At 58.9% G+C, this 16,453-nt stretch carries 17 protein-coding genes and 4 tRNA genes; 7 read left to right on the top strand and 14 right to left on the bottom strand.

The genetic code is table 11. The features are described from left to right. Positions 1-149 precede the first annotated feature (149 nt). The 12 genes from rplL to MHM37_RS08695 all read right to left on the bottom strand — a co-directional run bounded on the left by rplL (position 150) and on the right by MHM37_RS08695 (position 6,209). Positions 150-521 carry a 50S ribosomal protein L7/L12 gene (gene rplL, locus MHM37_RS08750; RefSeq protein WP_139527866.1) on the bottom strand — a complete coding sequence of 124 codons (372 nt, stop codon included), beginning with the start codon at positions 519-521 and terminating at the stop codon, positions 150-152. Positions 522-633: 112 nt separating this feature from the next. After that, complete coding sequence (gene rplJ, locus MHM37_RS08745) at positions 634-1,140, bottom strand: 50S ribosomal protein L10 (protein WP_139527865.1); 507 nt, start codon at positions 1,138-1,140, stop codon at positions 634-636. Positions 1,141-1,438: 298 nt separating this feature from the next. Continuing rightward, the gene (gene rplA / locus MHM37_RS08740; RefSeq protein WP_139527864.1) at positions 1,439-2,131 is read right to left on the bottom strand and encodes a 50S ribosomal protein L1; all 693 of its coding nucleotides are present in this window, start codon (positions 2,129-2,131) and stop codon (positions 1,439-1,441) included. 2 nt (positions 2,132-2,133) lie between these two features. Continuing rightward, complete coding sequence (rplK, locus tag MHM37_RS08735; RefSeq protein ID WP_139527863.1) at positions 2,134-2,565, bottom strand: 50S ribosomal protein L11; 432 nt, start codon at positions 2,563-2,565, stop codon at positions 2,134-2,136. A gap of 122 nt (positions 2,566-2,687) precedes the next feature. Then, on the bottom strand, positions 2,688-3,221 hold the full coding sequence (nusG, locus tag MHM37_RS08730) for a transcription termination/antitermination protein NusG (RefSeq protein WP_139527862.1): 534 nt from the start codon (positions 3,219-3,221) through the stop codon (positions 2,688-2,690). A gap of 8 nt (positions 3,222-3,229) precedes the next feature. Further along, the gene (gene secE, locus MHM37_RS08725; protein WP_139527861.1) at positions 3,230-3,613 is read right to left on the bottom strand and encodes a preprotein translocase subunit SecE; all 384 of its coding nucleotides are present in this window, start codon (positions 3,611-3,613) and stop codon (positions 3,230-3,232) included. A gap of 73 nt (positions 3,614-3,686) precedes the next feature. Further along, positions 3,687-3,762, bottom strand: a tRNA-Trp gene (locus MHM37_RS08720). A 148-nt stretch (positions 3,763-3,910) separates the two neighbouring features. Continuing rightward, positions 3,911-3,985 (bottom strand) — tRNA-Thr (locus MHM37_RS08715). A 14-nt stretch (positions 3,986-3,999) separates the two neighbouring features. Next, positions 4,000-4,073, bottom strand: a tRNA-Gly gene (locus MHM37_RS08710). Positions 4,074-4,179: 106 nt separating this feature from the next. Next, positions 4,180-4,263 (bottom strand) — tRNA-Tyr (locus tag MHM37_RS08705). A gap of 126 nt (positions 4,264-4,389) precedes the next feature. Then, positions 4,390-5,229: a type III pantothenate kinase gene (locus tag MHM37_RS08700; protein ID WP_239296382.1), complete on the bottom strand. Its 840-nt coding sequence runs from the start codon at positions 5,227-5,229 to the stop codon at positions 4,390-4,392. Beyond that, positions 5,226-6,209 carry a biotin--[acetyl-CoA-carboxylase] ligase gene (locus MHM37_RS08695; protein WP_239296383.1) on the bottom strand — a complete coding sequence of 328 codons (984 nt, stop codon included), beginning with the start codon at positions 6,207-6,209 and terminating at the stop codon, positions 5,226-5,228. The genes MHM37_RS08700 and MHM37_RS08695 overlap by 4 nt, the downstream gene beginning before the upstream one ends. Before the next feature lie 163 nt (positions 6,210-6,372). On the opposite strand from MHM37_RS08695, the gene typA reads away from it, so the two are divergent. From typA to MHM37_RS08665, 6 genes are all read left to right on the top strand, one after another. Then, positions 6,373-8,199 carry a translational GTPase TypA gene (typA, locus tag MHM37_RS08690; protein ID WP_139527858.1) on the top strand — a complete coding sequence of 609 codons (1,827 nt, stop codon included), beginning with the start codon at positions 6,373-6,375 and terminating at the stop codon, positions 8,197-8,199. 285 nt (positions 8,200-8,484) lie between these two features. Further along, on the top strand, positions 8,485-9,921 hold the full coding sequence (locus MHM37_RS08685) for a sodium-dependent transporter (RefSeq protein ID WP_139527857.1): 1,437 nt from the start codon (positions 8,485-8,487) through the stop codon (positions 9,919-9,921). Between the two features lie 54 nt (positions 9,922-9,975). Then, positions 9,976-10,746: an ABC transporter ATP-binding protein gene (locus MHM37_RS08680; RefSeq protein ID WP_239286259.1), complete on the top strand. Its 771-nt coding sequence runs from the start codon at positions 9,976-9,978 to the stop codon at positions 10,744-10,746. A 104-nt stretch (positions 10,747-10,850) separates the two neighbouring features. After that, a complete protein-coding gene (locus tag MHM37_RS08675) occupies positions 10,851-11,579 on the top strand; it encodes an ABC transporter ATP-binding protein (RefSeq protein ID WP_153843243.1) in 729 nt (242 codons plus the stop codon). Positions 11,580-11,595: 16 nt separating this feature from the next. Beyond that, positions 11,596-12,600 carry a branched-chain amino acid ABC transporter permease gene (locus tag MHM37_RS08670; protein ID WP_139527854.1) on the top strand — a complete coding sequence of 335 codons (1,005 nt, stop codon included), beginning with the start codon at positions 11,596-11,598 and terminating at the stop codon, positions 12,598-12,600. Next, positions 12,600-13,925 (top strand): branched-chain amino acid ABC transporter permease, encoded by a 1,326-nt coding sequence (locus MHM37_RS08665; RefSeq protein WP_239286261.1) that lies wholly within the window; start codon positions 12,600-12,602, stop codon positions 13,923-13,925. The genes MHM37_RS08670 and MHM37_RS08665 overlap by 1 nt, the downstream gene beginning before the upstream one ends. Before the next feature lie 75 nt (positions 13,926-14,000). Here MHM37_RS08665 and MHM37_RS08660 read toward each other — a convergent pair whose 3' ends face one another. Beyond that, complete coding sequence (locus MHM37_RS08660) at positions 14,001-15,209, bottom strand: ABC transporter substrate-binding protein (protein WP_139527852.1); 1,209 nt, start codon at positions 15,207-15,209, stop codon at positions 14,001-14,003. 97 nt (positions 15,210-15,306) lie between these two features. Then, positions 15,307-15,555, bottom strand: a complete 249-nt coding sequence (locus MHM37_RS08655; protein ID WP_239296384.1) for a hypothetical protein — start codon at positions 15,553-15,555, stop codon at positions 15,307-15,309. Positions 15,556-15,621: 66 nt separating this feature from the next. On the opposite strand from MHM37_RS08655, the gene MHM37_RS08650 reads away from it, so the two are divergent. Next, the gene (locus MHM37_RS08650) at positions 15,622-16,425 is read left to right on the top strand and encodes a TlpA disulfide reductase family protein (RefSeq protein WP_239286265.1); all 804 of its coding nucleotides are present in this window, start codon (positions 15,622-15,624) and stop codon (positions 16,423-16,425) included. Positions 16,426-16,453: the final 28 nt, after the last annotated feature.

The following is a 16,453-nucleotide window of genomic DNA, read 5'->3' as shown; positions in this document are numbered from 1 at the left end:
ACAACAACGGTCTTACTGTTTTGCTGCTTTTTACCGCAGCGCTTCTGCTGTTGCCTTGCAGCATATTACAACAGAAAAAGGCCGGCAGCGGGATAGCCCGCCGCCAGCCGTGGAAGCTTACGCAGCGCGTAAAGCCATCAGCACAAGGATTACTTGAGCTCGACGGTTGCGCCCGCTTCTTCCAGCTTCTTCTTAGCGGCTTCAGCGTCTTCTTTAGACATGGCTTCTTTGATGGTCGCCGGCGCGCCGTCAACGGCACCCTTGGCTTCTTTCAGGCCAAGACCGGTGATTTCACGAACGGCTTTGATGACGTTAACTTTCTTGTCACCAGCAGATGCCAGCACCAGGTCAAATTCAGTCTGCTCTTCAGCAGCTGCTTCGCCGCCAGCAGCCGGACCAGCCATCACGGCCGCCGCTGCAGAAACGCCGAACTTCTCTTCCATCGCTTCGATCAGCTCGACAACTTCCATGACGGACATGTCGGCTACAGCATTGATGATATCGTCTTTGGTCAGTGCCATTGTTTCATTCCTAACTTTGCGGGAGTCTCGGTCGACCGAGAACTCAGGGTTCATTGCTTGGTTCAGGCAACGCTACGACTCGATCGTTCACGCCGCCTGCAAGAAACGCTGCTTAGGCAGCTTCGGCTTCTTGCTTTTGGTCGCGCAGTGCGGCCAGAGTACGAACCAGCTTGCCAGCGGAGGCTTCTTTCATGACCGACATCAACTTGGCAATCGCCTCGTCGTAGGTCGGCAGGGTTGCTAGACGATCGATGTCAGCAGCCGGAATCAGCTCACCTTCGTAGGCCAACGCTTTGACTTCGAAGTTCTTCTCGTCTTTGGCGAAATCCTTGAACAGACGAGCGGCAGCGCCCGGATGCTCAGTAGAGAAAGCCAGCAGAGTAGGACCAACAAAGCTCTCGTTCAGGCACTCCCACTGAGTGCCTTCGAGTGCGCGGCGAGCCAGCGTGTTACGAACAACGCGAAGCTCTACACCGTTCTCGCGGGCCTGCTTACGCAGATCGGTCATTTTGCTGACCGTAACGCCACGAGAATCGGCAACTACGACGGAGAGTGCGCCCTTGGCCGCTTCACTGACCTCGGCAACAATCGCTTTCTTGCCTTCAAGTGCTAGTGGCACAGTGATCACTCCTTCGTGCCGGAACCCATCAAGGCTCCGGTGGTTACCATCTCTTCCAAGGCATACTGCTGGCCTTGGAAGCCTTGGGGGATGGTGCTCACCAGAAAGCGGCTTGCGAAAAGCGTTAACCAACTGGCGGCCACACCATCTGCGCAGGCGCTCTAGGGCGATTAAGCCGCCCCGTCTCAAAAGACGAGGCGGCACCTGCGGTCTTTGACGGCGCCTCGCTCGACTGACTGCCTAGCGAGGGACCGCAAAGTTCTTGCTCGGTACTTACTAAAACCTGCCGACGACTCGCTTATACCAGCGCAGAGTGGTCGATGGTCAAACCCGGGCCCATGGTAGTGGACAGGGTAATTTTCTTAAAGTAGATGCCTTTGGAAGAGCTCGGCTTGAGCTTCTTCAGGTCAGCTACCAGTGCTTCCAAGTTGCCCTGAACGGACGCCGCGTCAAAATCCACTTTACCTAGGGTCGTGTGGATGATGCCGTTCTTATCGGTACGGAAACGCACCTGACCCGCTTTGGCATTCTTGACCGCCGTCGCCACGTCAGGCGTCACGGTGCCTACTTTCGGGTTCGGCATCAGGCCACGCGGACCAAGAATTTGGCCCAACTGGCCGACAACGCGCATCGCATCCGGAGAGGCGATGACCACGTCGAAGTCCATTTGGCCTTTTTTGACTTGCTCAGCCAGATCGTCCATACCCACGATGTCAGCACCGGCTTCTTTAGCCGCATCAGCATTGGCACCTTGGGTGAAGACGGCTACGCGAACGTCTTTACCAGTACCGTTAGGCATGACGGTAGCGCCACGTACGACCTGATCGGATTTACGCGGATCAACACCCAGGTTGATCGCCACATCCAGAGACTCTTTGAACTTGACAGTCGACAGCTCGGAAAGTAGCGCAACGGCTTCTTCCAGAGAGTACGCTTTGTTCGGGTCTACTTTCTCGCGGATGACTTTCGCGCGCTTAGACAATTTAGCCATGATCAGAGACCCTCCACGTTTAAGCCCATGCTACGAGCGCTACCAGCGATGGTGCGCACCGCGGCGTCGAGATCAGCAGCCGTCATATCCGGCTCTTTGGTCTTGGCGATCTCTTCGAGCTGCTCGCGAGTCACGGTACCGACTTTCTTCTTGTTCGGCTCACCAGAACCGGACTTGATGCCAGCCGCTTTCTTGAGCAGAACAGCCGCAGGCGGTGTTTTGGTGACGAACGTGAAGCTACGGTCAGAGTAGACAGTGATCACGACAGGCGTCGGCAGGCCCGGCTCAATTTCTTGAGTCGCAGCGTTGAACGCCTTACAGAATTCCATGATGTTCACGCCATGCTGACCCAGCGCGGGGCCTACGGGCGGACTCGGGTTGGCTTTACCTGCAGCAACCTGCAGCTTGATATAAGCCTGTACTTTCTTGGCCATGGTAAATACTCCAGTTGGGTGATAGCGCCTGACGGCTCCCCGGTACGCGTAAAGCAGCGCTGGGCTGCTTTACATGAATCCAGACTGGCGCGCATAGGACACCAGCCTGCAACATTTTGAGATTACTCTTTTTCTACCTGCGAGAACTCGAGCTCAACAGGCGTTGCACGCCCAAAGATCAGCACGCTGACCTGCAGGCGGCTCTTGTCGTAGTTCACCTCTTCAACGACACCGTTGAAGTCAGCAAACGGACCATCGATGACACGAACGGACTGACCCGGCTCGAACATGGTTTTGGGTCGCGGCTTGTCGGTGCCGTCTTTCACACGACGCAGAATGGCTTCCGCCTCGCGACTGGTAATCGCGGCGGGCTTCTCTTTGGTGCCGCCAATGAACCCCATGACACGCGGCGTTTCATTCACCAGGTGCCAAGTTTCATCCACCATTTCCATCTCGACTAACACGTAGCCCGGATAGAACTTGCGCTCACTCTTGCGGCGCTTACCGTCACGCATCTCAACCACTTCTTCCGTCGGCACCAGGATCTCGCCAAAGCGATCTTCCATGCCGTACATCTTCACACGCTCGATAAGCGAGCGCATGACATGCTTTTCGAAGCCGGAATAAGCGTGGACGACGTACCAACGTTTGGACATGAAAACTCCTAACCAATGACGCCGGACATCGCCCAGCCAAGAAGAGTATCGATCAACCACAGCATCAGACCCACCACCAGCACAGCCACTAGCACGATCGCCGTGGTTTGGATGGTTTCAGGACGGGTCGGCCATACAACGCGCTGAATCTCTTTCTTGGCGCTGATGGCAAGCTCAACCAAGTCACGGCCTTTGGTGGTTGTTAAGGCGATCAAACCCGCAAGCGCACACAACACCACCACACCTAAGACGCGGTAGAGCAGGCCAACATCGGTGAAATAGGTATTACCAACGACTGCAACGACAAGCAGCGCCACAACCGCCGCCCACTTGAGCCCGTCATGGCGCGTCTGTTGCACCTCTTCGCCATGTTTTACGGAACTAGGCTTCATAAAAACGAGACTCCCAAGGGTGCAGCGAGCGACAAAGGAATTCTAGAAAAAGACATACCAACCTGGGGAAGGCTGGCAGGCCAGGAGGGAATCGAACCCCCAACCTGCGGTTTTGGAGACCGCTGCTCTGCCAATTGAGCTACTGGCCTGTATCGTCACGTGCGCAAGCAAACGCCTACGCAACAGCGGGCGCCATGATAGCGGAGAAACCCCCACCTGACAACCCTTACTTTTACCCTCCACCCAATGGGAGAGCACAGACAAAAAAAGCGAGCTTCGCTCGCTTTTTTTGCAATATGGAGCTCATGGACGGAATTGAACCGTCGACCTCACCCTTACCAAGGGTGTGCTCTACCCCTGAGCTACATGAGCCAAACACATCAAACTGGAGCGGGCGGCGGGAATCGAACCCGCACCATCAGCTTGGAAGGCTGAGGTTCTACCATTGAACTACGCCCGCCGAACTTGCCTGTAGAATGACAATCCGTTGCACGAGAAACAGTAGCTAATGCCCGCTTACCGGCTTTTCATTCCCAAACGCTGAACAACTCAGCGCTCGATCAATCTGGTGGAGAGGGAAGGATTCGAACCTTCGAAGCTTTCGCGGCAGATTTACAGTCTGCTCCCTTTGGCCACTCGGGAACCTCTCCAGCTGTGGCGGCACATTATGCCAGCCTCCAAAACGGTGTCAAGCCTGCAAACCCTTTATTTATCAAAGCTTGCTGGAAGCAGCACTTTCAAAGCACGGCATCCGCTCTGGAACGCGCTGCATTCTGTCAAAGCAGCATGGAGAATGCAAGGCCTGCACGAATTTTTTCTAATGATACCGGCTCTGGCACTCGCGGCGCGCCCGACAACTTTCCAGCACGTTCGGCAAACGTGAGCGGATAGCAGGCCTCCAACCCACCATAGACCATGTCGGGCCACACCGCGTGAGGCACTTGCACGCCACGGGATACCACACGGGCATCGCCGCCGGTCAGCAGCACCGGTAGTGTCACCCCCTGCTGATCGCATACTTCACTGTAAATGCGGTTGATGGCGCTAACGGCGGCCATGTAAATACCATGGTTCACCGCATCCACCGTGCGCCTTCCCGGCTCTAGTAGCGCATCGGCTTCGCTTTCCGGATCGATGGCGACATTGCGTGTTCCCAGCTTCAGGCTCTCTTTCATCAGCCGCAGCCCTGGGATGATAAAACCACCTAGATGCATACCGCCCGGTAATACGAAGTCGATGGTAATGGCACTCCCGCAATCCACCGCGCAGCACCCCCCCGCCAGCTGGTAGCCTGCCAGCGCCCCCATCCAGCGGTCGACGCCGAGTCGCCCCGGCTCTTCATATCCGTTGACGACACCGAGCGCCTCTGACGTCGAGCGAGCCACGTACACATGGCGCACCTGGCGCCGCAGCAGCGCGACGGTCTCTTCAAGCACGGCCGTCCTGGCCACGCTGGAGATACGTACCGCTTCCACGACGTCCAAATCGGGAATGTCTGCCCCGGGACGCCACTCCTCTCGCGTCCACACGGCGCCTCGCGAACGGATCTCGCTGCTCTCGGCATCCTTGAGCCGCCACTTCGACAGCGTGTTGCCGATATCCAAATCCAAAATCATAGGCGCCTACGTACGCTAATCTCACCGCCGACCAGGCGTCGCGAGTAACCATTTTCAGTAACCCATAGGTTACCACTTTCATCGACATCCCCGGCGACGGCATCGCTGGTACGCTCGCCTTGAATCACACGGATGGGCAGGCCTGCGTAGGCATGCCGCTGATTCCAGGCATTCAACCAGGGAGCAAACCCGCGGGTTTCGAACCCTGCCAGCATGTTCAAAAGCCCTGCTACCATGTCTGCCGCTAGCTGATTACGCGAAATGCCCGGCTGCGCATCGAACAGCGCCGCCACCGGCTGGTCGATCGTGGCGCGCAAGCTATCTGGCAATGACAGATTCATGCCCATGCCGATGACCACTTCGCAGGGGCCAGCCGCGTCGCCGGTCACCTCGATCAAAATACCGGCCAGCTTACCGAGTTCACCACCCTGCTCGGCCAGCAGCACATCGTTGGGCCACTTCAACTTGGGCGACACACCATAACGTTCGAGCACTTGGGAGACCACCACACCGACGGCCAGACTAAGCCCCTCCAGCGCATTGATGCCGGACTCGAAGCGCCACCCCATCGACACCATTAGGCTCTGCCCCCAGGGAGTCGACCACACTCGCCCCCGGCGACCACGCCCAGCCGTTTGCAGCTCGACGAAGCAGACCTCGCCATGCCCCGCCCCTTGCGAAAAGCGTTCGCGCAGATATTCGTTACTGGACGGCAGCTGATCTTCGACGAATAGCCGTGTCAGCAAATGGCGGGCATCGGCGGGCAGCCGTTCGACGATCTTGGCGCCCTCCAGCGGTTCTAACGGGTAGGCGAGCCGGTAGCCGCGCCCTTTGACGGCCACCAGCTCGACACCCAGCACCTCTAATTTTTTTAGTTGTTTCCACACGGCGGCTCGGGAAACGCCCAGCGCTTCGCCTAATTGTTCACCGGAATGAACCTCGCCATCGCTTAACAAACGCATCAGGTTACCGATGGTCATGTGCTTGCCCCAACTGGGAAAACGCCTATCTTAACGGAAGCGTCACAACAGCGAAAACTGCCGCGTTTAGGTTATTGACTTGCTGCTTTGTTTAAGACAGCGCTGGTAGTAGACCATCCCCAGACCCTATAATGCCGCCCTATTTTTCCAGCAGGATCGCGTCGTGATCGAGAATCTTCGCAACATTGCCATCATCGCCCACGTAGACCACGGTAAAACTACCTTGGTAGACAAACTGTTAAGCCAGTCCGGAACGCTCGACCGCAAGGCCGAAGGCCAAGAGCGCATCATGGACTCGAATGACCAGGAAAAGGAGCGCGGTATTACCATCCTGGCCAAAAACACCGCTATTCAGTGGCAGGATGGTAATGGCAAGGGTTACCACATCAACATCGTCGACACGCCTGGGCACGCCGACTTCGGTGGTGAAGTCGAGCGCGTCATGTCCATGGTGGACTCGGTACTGCTACTGGTCGACGCCGTTGACGGCCCGATGCCGCAGACCCGCTTCGTGACCCAAAAAGCGTTCTCCCAGGGCCTGAAGCCGATCGTCGTCGTCAACAAGATCGACCGTCCTGGCGCGCGCCCCGACTGGGTCATCGATCAAATTTTCGATCTATTCGACAACCTCGGCGCCACCGACGAGCAGCTCGACTTCCCGATCATCTACTGCTCGGCGTTGAACGGTATTGCCGGCATGGATCCGGAAGAGCTGGCCGACAACATGGACCCGATGTTCCAAGCCATCGTGGACATCGTCGAGCCGCCGAAGGTCGAAGTCGACGGCCCCTTCCAGATGCAGATCTCAGCGCTGGACTACAACAGCTACGTCGGCGTCATCGGCCTGGGCCGCATCACTCGCGGCAGCGTCAAGCCGAACCAGCAAATCAGCGTGATCACTAAAGAAGGCAAGACCCGTAAGGGTAAGGTCGGCCAGGTGATGACCCATATGGGCCTCGAGCGAGTGCAGACCGATGAAGCCACCGCTGGCGATATCGTCTGCATCACCGGCATCGAAGATCTAGCGATCTCCGACACGCTGTGCGACGTGAATAATGTCGAAGCGCTGCCGCCGCTGACCGTCGATGAGCCGACCGTCTCCATGACGTTCCAGGTCAACGACTCGCCGTTTGCCGGTAAAGACGGCAAGTTCGTTACCAGCCGCAATATCAAGGATCGTCTGGATCAAGAACTGATCCACAACGTGGCGCTGCGCGTCGAGCAGGGCGAAACCCCCGAGAAGTTCAAAGTCTCTGGCCGTGGCGAGTTGCACCTGTCGGTATTGATCGAAACCATGCGCCGTGAAGGCTTCGAGCTGGCCGTTGGCCGTCCGGAGGTCATCATCAAAGAGATCGACGGCGTCAAGCAGGAGCCCTACGAAGAAGTCATCATCGACTGTGAAGAGCAGCACCAAGGCTCGATCATGGAAGAGCTCGGCTACCGCAAGGGCGAAATGACCAACATGAACCCGGACGGTAAAGGCCGTGTTCGTCTGGACTTCATCATACCCGCCCGTGGTTTGATCGGTTTCCGCGGCCAGTTCCTGACCCTGACGTCTGGTACCGGCATTCTAACCAGCCGCTTTGACCACTACGGCCCGCTAAAGCCCGACGCCGCCATCGAGCGTCGTAATGGCGTCATGGTCTCCATGGTCGACGGCAAAGCGCTGGCCTACGCGCTTTACACGCTGCAAGAGCGTGGCAAGCTGATCGTCGACCACGGCACCGAGGTGTACGAAGGTATGCTGATCGGTATCCATAGCCGTGCCAACGACCTAGTGGTCAACCCCACCAAAGGTAAGAAGCTGGATAACATGCGCGCCTCGGGCAACGACGAGAACATCGTACTGACCCCGCCAGTGAAGTTCACTCTGGAGCAAGCCATCGAATTCCTCGATTCCGATGAACTGGTCGAAGTAACGCCGAGCTTTATCCGCCTACGTAAGAAACTGCTCAAAGAGAACGAGCGCAAGCGCTCCAGCAAAAAGTAAGCTGACCGCTGCCGACACAAAGCCCGCCGCCGCGCGGGCTTTTTTATGTAAGTTCTCAGCGTAGCAACCTTTTTCGTACGACAGCCCCTCTGGCCGCGCGTTTTGGTTCATCGCCAAGCGTGCTCGTTAACGCACCCTAAACGCTAGTACGCTGGAAAGCGCTGACGTTCTATCGCAAAGTAGCGCTATTCTCAGCACGCCCTCGGGGTGCTGACATGCCATAATTCATACAAGTGTTTGGATACTTACCCCCATCCTGGCACCCCTATACGGACACTCCTTCACATGAGCGGTCATAACGTCTGGACACACAAAGGCACGTTTTTATTGGCGGCGGTGGGCTCTGCCGTCGGCCTCGGCAACCTCTGGCGCTTTCCCTACCTCACCGGTGAAAACGGGGGCGGGGCGTTCATCCTTATTTACGCGCTGACCATTTTTGCCGTGGGCATTCCTATCCTCATCGCCGAGACCATGCTGGGGCGCACCAGCCGTCAAAGCCCTATCATGGGTATGCGGCATTTGACTAAAACGCATCGCACATCACGGGCGTGGGAGTCGATAGGCTGGCTGGGCGCCGCCTCCGCTTTTTTGATTTTGAGCTTTTACTCGGTGATCGCGGGCTGGGCGCTGCACTACACCTGGCTGATGCTCACCGGTTCGCTGGTTGGCGCAGACGCGCAAACCATCAGCGAGGGCTTCAATGCGCTGCTCGCCTCGCCCGGATTAATGACGCTGTACCACACGCTGTTCATCGTGGGCTCCGCGCTGATCGTCGGTATGGGTATTCATAAAGGCATAGAGTCGGGCCTGCGCATCATGATGCCTGCGCTGTTCGTCATTCTGATCGTGGTGCTGATTTACGGCATCATCAATGGCGATGTAGGCGCGGCAGCGAGCTTCCTGTTCACCTTCAACATTGGCGATCTCAGCCTGGAAGGCTGGCTGCAGGCCATGGGTCAATCGTTCTTTACCCTAAGCCTCGGTATGGGCGCGATCATGGCTTACGGCGCTTATATGTCCAGCGACGCGTCGCTCACACGGACGGCCATTGCCGTCGCGTTCGTCGATACCGCCGTTGCCATGGTCGCGGGCCTGGCCATTTTCTCGCTGGTGTTCGGCGCGGGCCTGGAAACCGGCCAGGGCCCCGGGCTGATGTTCGTGACGCTGCCGCTGGCCTTTGCCGAGATGCCGTTTGGTGCCTTGGTCGGTGGTGTGTTCTTCATTCTGGTATTGGGGGCCGCCATTAGCTCCTCCATTTCGCTGATCGAGCCGGTCGCGGCGTTTCTGGTCGAGCGCTTCGACATGACGCGTCCCCAGGCGGTCACCATCATGGTCGTTGCGGCTTGGGCCATGGGGCTACTCACGGTGGTCAGCTTCAACGTCTGGGCAGAAGGCACGATTTTCCATACGCTGTTTGGACGCAGCGCCTTCGATGTCATCGAGCTGCTGACCAATATCTTCATGCCGCTGGGTGGCCTGTTGATCGCCCTGTTTGCCGGCTGGGCGCTGACCCAGAGCGAAGTCATGAAAGAGCTCGGCACCAATGCCACCTGGTTCGCTTTCTGGCGCTTTTTAGTGCGTTTCGTCGGGCCGGCGGCAGTATCGTTCGTCTTTTTACGTACGATACCCCACATTGAGGGGTATCTGATTCCAACGCTCGGCGCACTGCTCATCGTGGCGGCTTTTGCGCTTGCCCAGCGTCTGCGCCACTCTAAACCTTGATAACAATATCCCTGCTGCAGGCGGTGACGAGGCCGCCTGCCTTACGAGGACACCATGCAACCGCTTATCGAAGTACAACACGTCAATAAAGCGTTCGGTGGGCTACATGTCATCAACGACTGTTCGATCCAAGTCGAGAAAGGGTCGATCACCGGCATGATCGGCCCTAACGGAGCCGGTAAATCGACGCTCTTCAACCTGATCGCCGGGGCGCTGACGCCGGACAGCGGGCAGATCCTGCTCGATGGCGAAGACATCACCACCTTGAGCGCCGACCAGCGTTTCCACAAAGGACTGCTACGCACCTTTCAAATTGCCCACGAGTTCAGCCAGATGAGCGCGCTGGAAAATTTGATGATGGTGCCCCCCCGACAGGCCGGTGAAAATCTGTTCAATACTTGGTTCAAGCCATCGCTGGTGCGCGAGCAAGAGGCCGAGGTGCGCCGCCGCGCGCTGGAGGTCATCGACTTCGTCGGCCTGCACCATGTGCGCAACGAACTTGCGGGCAATCTCTCCGGCGGACAGAAGAAGCTTCTGGAGCTTGGCCGCACCATGATGACCGATGCCAAGGTCGTTCTGCTCGATGAAATCGCCGCCGGGGTGAACCGCACCCTGCTCGGCGATTTGATGGGCAACATCGAGCGGCTCAACCGCGAGATGGGCTACACCTTCCTGGTCATCGAGCACGACATGGACATGATTTCGCGGCTCTGCGATCCGGTCATCGTACTGGCCCAGGGCAGCGTCATGGTGGAAGGACACATCGAAGCGATACAGAACGACCCGGCAGTCATCGAGGCCTACTTCGGCTCGGATGCCGCCTAACCCCGGCAATACGCTTCACACCGTCACGACCAACAGCCCACCCACGGCTACAACAACATGATCGCGTCTGGAGACCCCAGCGCGACGCTTGCTGAGACGCGTTTATGTCATCGACACAGGCATCACCCCAGCCACTGCTTGAAGCACGCGACGTGCACGGTGGTTATGGCAGTATGAACATTTTAAACGGGGTCGATATGACCCTGTATGCCGACGAGGTCGGCGTCATCGTCGGCCCCAACGGCGCGGGAAAATCCACCATGCTCAAAGCCGTATTTGGGCTTCTGAACGTCAACCAGGGCGAAATCCTGCTCAACGGCCAACCCATCCACAATTTACCGCCCAACCAACTCGTGGAGCGAGGCATGGGCTTCGTCCCCCAGGAGAAAAACGTCTTCCCCAGCCTCTCGGTGAAAGAGAACCTGGAGATGGGCGCCTACCTGAAGCCGCAGAACGTCAAGCGCATGCTGGAACAGGTGTACGACTTCTTCCCGCCGCTGGTCGAGAAGCGCCACCAGCCGGCGGGCGAGCTCTCCGGCGGCCAGCGCCAGATGGTGGCCATGGGTCGTGCACTGATGGCAGAGCCCAGCCTGCTGCTGCTAGACGAGCCCACGGCCGGATTATCGCCACTCTATATGAATGAGATCTTTGATCGCGTGAAGAAGATCAACGCCGCAGGTGTGGGCATCTTGATGGTCGAGCAGAACGCCAAGCAGGCCTTGGCGATTGCCGATAAAGGCTTTGTCCTGGCAGCAGGCCAGAACCGCTTTACGGATACCGGGGCGGCTCTGCTGGCCGACCCCGATGTCGCCAAAAGCTTTTTGGGCGGCTAGCCCGGGGGAGAAACGCGTGAACGAACTGGCTTTTTTCATTAATAATGTGGTGATTGCGGGCAGCGTCACCGGCTCGATTTATGCCATTGGCGCGATTGGCGTGACGCTGATTTTCAGCATCATGCGTTTTGCCCACTTTGCCCATGCCGACATGATGACCTTCGGTGCCTTCATGGTGCTGCTGCTCACCACGGCGTTTCCTGCCGTCGGGGCCAGCATTGGCGTTCCCACGGCGCTGATCATGCTGCCGCTGGCGATGCTGCTCACCGCCCTGCTCGCCGTCGGTATCGATAAGGCCTTCTATAAGCCGCTGCGCGCCCATGGCGTAAAGCCCATCGTCATGGTGATTGGCTCATTGGGGGTCACGCTGATGCTGCAGGGCTTGATTCGTTTGTTCTCGGGCACCGGCGGGCAGAGTCTGTATGTCGATGACCGCAAAGAGATCTTTCGTCTAGCGCTACCGTTCGAAGGCGCGCGGGCACCGATCGTGATCACCGAACCGCAGATCTATCTGTTCGTGATCACCATCGTTGCGGTGATGGCGCTCCACCTGTTCCTCAACCGTTCACGGTTAGGCAAAGCCATGCGCGCCATGTCGGATAATCCGGAGCTGGCCCAGGCATCGGGCATTAATACCAATACCATCGTGGCGGTCACCTGGGTGATTGCGGGCGGCCTCGCAGCGATTGCGGGCACGCTGCTCTCGTTGGACGTGACCTTCAAACCGGACCTGAGCTTCTTCCTGCTGCTGCCGATCTTTGCGGCGGCCATCGTCGGCGGAGTGGGCCATCCTTACGGCGCGATTGCCGGTGGGTTCGTGGTGGGCTTTGCCGAAACCTTGGCCGTCTTCAACTGGAACGTGTTGATACGCCCTTTCCAAGACAGTTTTCCCGAGTGGCTGGCGCTGCCGTCGAATCTTGCCTTCGTGGGTACTGAATACAAAATCGTGGTGCCGTTCTTCATTCTGGTGGCCATCCTGGTGTGGCGCCCGACCGGCCTGTTCAAAGGCAAGGTGATCTAATGAGCCATCCAACCAATACTCGCAATCCGGCCTACACGCCGAAAGACGCCACCCCGCAGCGCCGCTTCCCGCTGCGCGAGCTGGTGCTGTTTGGTGCGCTGCTCCTCGCCGTTTTGGCGGTGTATGCCCTGATGGGTGCGGCCTACAGCACCCGCATGCTGGTCGAAGCCGCCTGTTACGCCATTCTCGCTTTGGGCCTGACGATTCAGTGGGGCTACGCCGGGCAGTTCAATGCCGGGGTTATGGGCTTCGTCGCCCTCGGCGGCTTCTGCGCCATGCTGTTTAGCGTACCGGTCAACGACGCCTTTTGGGGTACCGAGCTGCCGGGCGAGCTAGGCCAAGTGCTGCTCTATGGCCTTGCGGCCACGGTCGTGGTCATCGGTGCCACCAAACTCGACCGCTTGGGTGTACCCAAAACGCTGCGCACCGTGATCGCCGTAGTGCTGGCGGTGGTACTCTACCTCGTCGTGATCAGTCTGTTGCGCGATGTCACCAGCCAAATTCAGTCCCAGGCGGGCTTTGTGGGCGGATTTGGCCTGCCGCCTTGGGTGGGCTGGATCGTCGGCGGCGCGCTGGCCGGTGGCGTGGGCTACTTCATCGGCCATGTGTGTCTTGGGCTGCGCAGCGACTACTTGGCGATTGCCACCCTGGGTATTGCCGAGATCATCAAGGCGTTTTTGAAAAACTCCGACTGGCTGACCCGCGGCACGGCCACGGTCTCGCCGCTGCCTTGGCCCACGCCTGGCCCTGCCGAACTCGGCTTTACCCTCTCCCGCGCCATCTATCTATCGGTGACGGCGGTGGTCATTGCGGTGATCTTCTTCCTGCTGCACCGTGCTTATCACGCCCCTTGGGGGCGAATGATTCGCGCGATCCGCGACAACGAACTCTCATCGGCGGCCATGGGTAAGGACATCAACAAGCGTCGCCTGGAGATTTTCGTGCTGGGCTGCATTTTGATGGGCCTGGGGGGCGGCATGTTGGGCACGTTCAACAGCCTGTTCGATCCGCAGGGCTACCTACCGCTGAACCACACCTTTCTGGTGCTGGTGATGGTCATCCTGGGCGGCCCCGGCAATAACCTGGGCACCATTTTTGGTGCGGTGGCCGTCTACATCATCTGGATCATGTCCGAGCCGCTGGCGCTGTTTTTGATGGAGCTGTTCGTCGCACTCGGAGAGAACGCCTTTGGCTGGGAGGCACCCAGCAATATGGACAGTCGAGCGCTTCAAGCGCGCGTCCTGGTGATCGGCATGCTGATCACCCTGGTACTGCGCTTTGCCCCCAAAGGGCTGCTGCCTGAAAAGATCAAAAGCCACGGCTAATGACACAGGCATCGCCCAACGAAAAGCGCCCCGCTCAATGAGCGGGGCGCTGTGTTATGTAGCGATGGTAACGGCTTACAGGTCCACTTGCCCTTTGCTGGTAAAGGTGCCGTTTTCTACAGCCATCTCGACGACCACGCCCGGTACATCACCGTTGTCATCGAACTCGTGGGAGCCGGAGGCGCCTTCGTAGTTGATGTCCGTACCCGCAGCGATCAGCTCGACGGCTTTCTCCCACTCACCGGGCAGGATCACTTCACCGGGCGCACTCGATACGCTGCGCAGTGCTTCCGAGAGCCCTTCACGGTCGGCGCTGCCGTTCTGCTCGATGGCTAGCGCAATCAGGAAGGCCGCATCGTATGCCTGAGCCGCAAACACGGCGCTGGGATCGATATCCGCCTCAGTCGCTGCGTTGTTAAATATTTCGGTGCCGGGTAGCTCTGGGCTGCCGGGGCGAGTGGCAATCATGCCATCCAATACGTCGGCACCGATCGCTTCGACTAGGCTGTCGCCCACCATCCCGTCAGCGCCCACGTACTGGGTGAACATGCCACTCTCATAGGCTTGACGCAGTACCGTTTGGCCAGACGTGTCAGCGTAGGCCAAGACGACCAGGGTATCGGCACCGCTGGCGGAGAGTGAGCCCAGCTCGGAGCGGTAATCGGCCCGGTTATCTTCGTGGGCGAGGTTCTCGGCCACTTCGCCGCCACCGGCGGTAAACGCGGCGCTAAAGGCGTCCGACAGACCACGTCCATAGTCGTTGTTGACGAAGGTAACGGCCACATAGTCGATGCCTTTATCCAGCAGCAGCTTGGCCAGCATTTCCCCCTGGAAGGCGTCCGACGGCACGGTACGGAAGACCAGATCGTTGTCGTCCAGCTCCGATACCGCAGGCGCGGTCGATGCTGGCGACACCATCAGCACACCGCCAGGGATCGCGGCGTTGTTGGCGGCGGCAATCGTGGCACCGGTGCATAACGCCCCAACGATGGCCGTGACGTTCTCGGAGTTCACCATGCGGTCGGCGGCGTTGGAGGCGGCCGACGCATCGGAACAGGTGGTATCGCCCGAAGGCATGGCCAGGGTTTGCCCCCCCAAGATACCGCCCTGCGCGTTGACCTGTTCGACCGCCAGCTGAGCCCCAGCAAAGATCGGCGGTGTCAGACTCTCGATCCCCCCCGTAAAGCCGCCCAAGAAGCCAACTTTGACCTCCGCTTGGGCCATCCCGGTTAAAGCAAGTGATGAGGCCGCTACGGCAATGGCTAGTGCGCGCTTATTGATCATATTATTTGTCGCTCCCAGTAGATTGAGTGCCCTGACCGTCCAGCGCAGGGCTACCCATAATCTGGAACCGTCCCGTCAAAAACACAAGCAACGGTTTCTAACGCTCGTGGTTTTTCGGCTCTGATGCCTCTAAATGCTCAGCCAGTCGCTTCTGTCGGCGCTTGTTGCGGTACATGCGCACCAGTGCAATGAGCAGCGCACACGCCACCATGACGGCCAGTACCGCGCCCTGCCAGGGGCGGGCACCGTCATCGAGCACGGTTTCGAGAGTAATGATCAGCGCGAGGCCTAGCGCCTGACTGCCTATGGCCAGAGCGCGCAGGGTGTCAAAAGAGGATTGCGGCATCGACATCTCCATCGTGAGTAGCGTGCATGGTATGGTGCCCTAGTGTACCTGCTTACCGGAATGACGATGAATGCCATAGCCCTCGGCCCCCTGCTGATTTCGACGCCACGGCTTTACGCGCTGGCCTGCGCGCTGCTGCTGCTGCTGAGCAGCCGCTACCTGCTGGGGCTATCCGCCAGACCCCATGGCCGCTGGTTCAACGGCTTGTTGCTCGCCTGGCTCGTCGGCGCGCGGGTGACGTTCGTCGTCCTCCATTGGGAGAGCTACGCTGCGTCCCCGCTGGACGCGCTGAAAGTATGGCAGCCGGGCTATCACGCCCTCGGCGGCCTGCTTGCTGGCTTGCTTTGGACCGTCTGGGCACTGCGCGCGCGGCTATTGGCGATGATCGGCGGCCTGGCCATGACGGTAGGCGCCGCCAGCCTTTGGCTGGTGCTGGTCACGCTATCACCGCTGGGTCAATCATTTGCCGTCACGTCGCTACCCGATGTCACGCTAGACGATCTCGACGGCAACGCGGTGTCGCTGCCGTCGCTGACCCATCAAGGCGAACGCATCATCGTCAATCTGTGGGCCACCTGGTGCCCGCCCTGCCTGCGCGAGATGCCGCTGCTGGAAGAGGCGGACCAGCGCGAAGGCGTCACCGTCATCGTGGCGAATCAGGGCGAGGACTTGCTGCCCATCGCCCGCTATTTGGACGAGCAATCGCTCAGCTTCCGTTACCCGCTGCGCGACCCCGAGCAGACGCTGATGGCGCGCTTCCAAGCGCCGGGGCTTCCGACGACGGTGCTCTTCGATACGACGGGCAGAACCCTCGACGTGCACGTCGGTGAACTGACCCGCGCGCAGTTGGAGCGCTGGTTGAGCGATTGACCACGATAGACCTTAATCCCCCCGCTGC

The organism is Halomonas sp. MMH1-48 (assembly GCF_022348105.1).
In the GTDB taxonomy this organism is placed as follows: Bacteria; Pseudomonadota; Gammaproteobacteria; order Pseudomonadales; family Halomonadaceae; genus Vreelandella; species Vreelandella piezotolerans.
The sequence above is the reverse complement of the archived record's forward strand: the minus strand, read 5'-3'. Positions and strand labels throughout refer to the sequence as shown.

Coding starts and splice junctions, on each gene's coding strand:
- rplL (WP_139527866.1), bottom strand. CDS start 521: ATGGCACTGACCAAAGACGATATCATCAATGCTGTAGCCGACATGTCC.
- rplA (WP_139527864.1), bottom strand. CDS start 2,131: ATGGCTAAATTGTCTAAGCGCGCGAAAGTCATCCGCGAGAAAGTAGAC.
- rplK (WP_139527863.1), bottom strand. CDS start 2,565: ATGGCCAAGAAAGTACAGGCTTATATCAAGCTGCAGGTTGCTGCAGGT.
- nusG (WP_139527862.1), bottom strand. CDS start 3,221: ATGTCCAAACGTTGGTACGTCGTCCACGCTTATTCCGGCTTCGAAAAG.
- secE (WP_139527861.1), bottom strand. CDS start 3,613: ATGAAGCCTAGTTCCGTAAAACATGGCGAAGAGGTGCAACAGACGCGC.
- MHM37_RS08700 (WP_239296382.1), bottom strand. CDS start 5,229: ATGATTTTGGATTTGGATATCGGCAACACGCTGTCGAAGTGGCGGCTC.
- MHM37_RS08695 (WP_239296383.1), bottom strand. CDS start 6,209: ATGACCATCGGTAACCTGATGCGTTTGTTAAGCGATGGCGAGGTTCAT.
- MHM37_RS08685 (WP_139527857.1), top strand. CDS start 8,485: ATGAGCGGTCATAACGTCTGGACACACAAAGGCACGTTTTTATTGGCG.
- MHM37_RS08680 (WP_239286259.1), top strand. CDS start 9,976: ATGCAACCGCTTATCGAAGTACAACACGTCAATAAAGCGTTCGGTGGG.
- MHM37_RS08675 (WP_153843243.1), top strand. CDS start 10,851: ATGTCATCGACACAGGCATCACCCCAGCCACTGCTTGAAGCACGCGAC.
- MHM37_RS08665 (WP_239286261.1), top strand. CDS start 12,600: ATGAGCCATCCAACCAATACTCGCAATCCGGCCTACACGCCGAAAGAC.
- MHM37_RS08660 (WP_139527852.1), bottom strand. CDS start 15,209: ATGATCAATAAGCGCGCACTAGCCATTGCCGTAGCGGCCTCATCACTT.
- MHM37_RS08655 (WP_239296384.1), bottom strand. CDS start 15,555: ATGCCGCAATCCTCTTTTGACACCCTGCGCGCTCTGGCCATAGGCAGT.
- MHM37_RS08650 (WP_239286265.1), top strand. CDS start 15,622: ATGAATGCCATAGCCCTCGGCCCCCTGCTGATTTCGACGCCACGGCTT.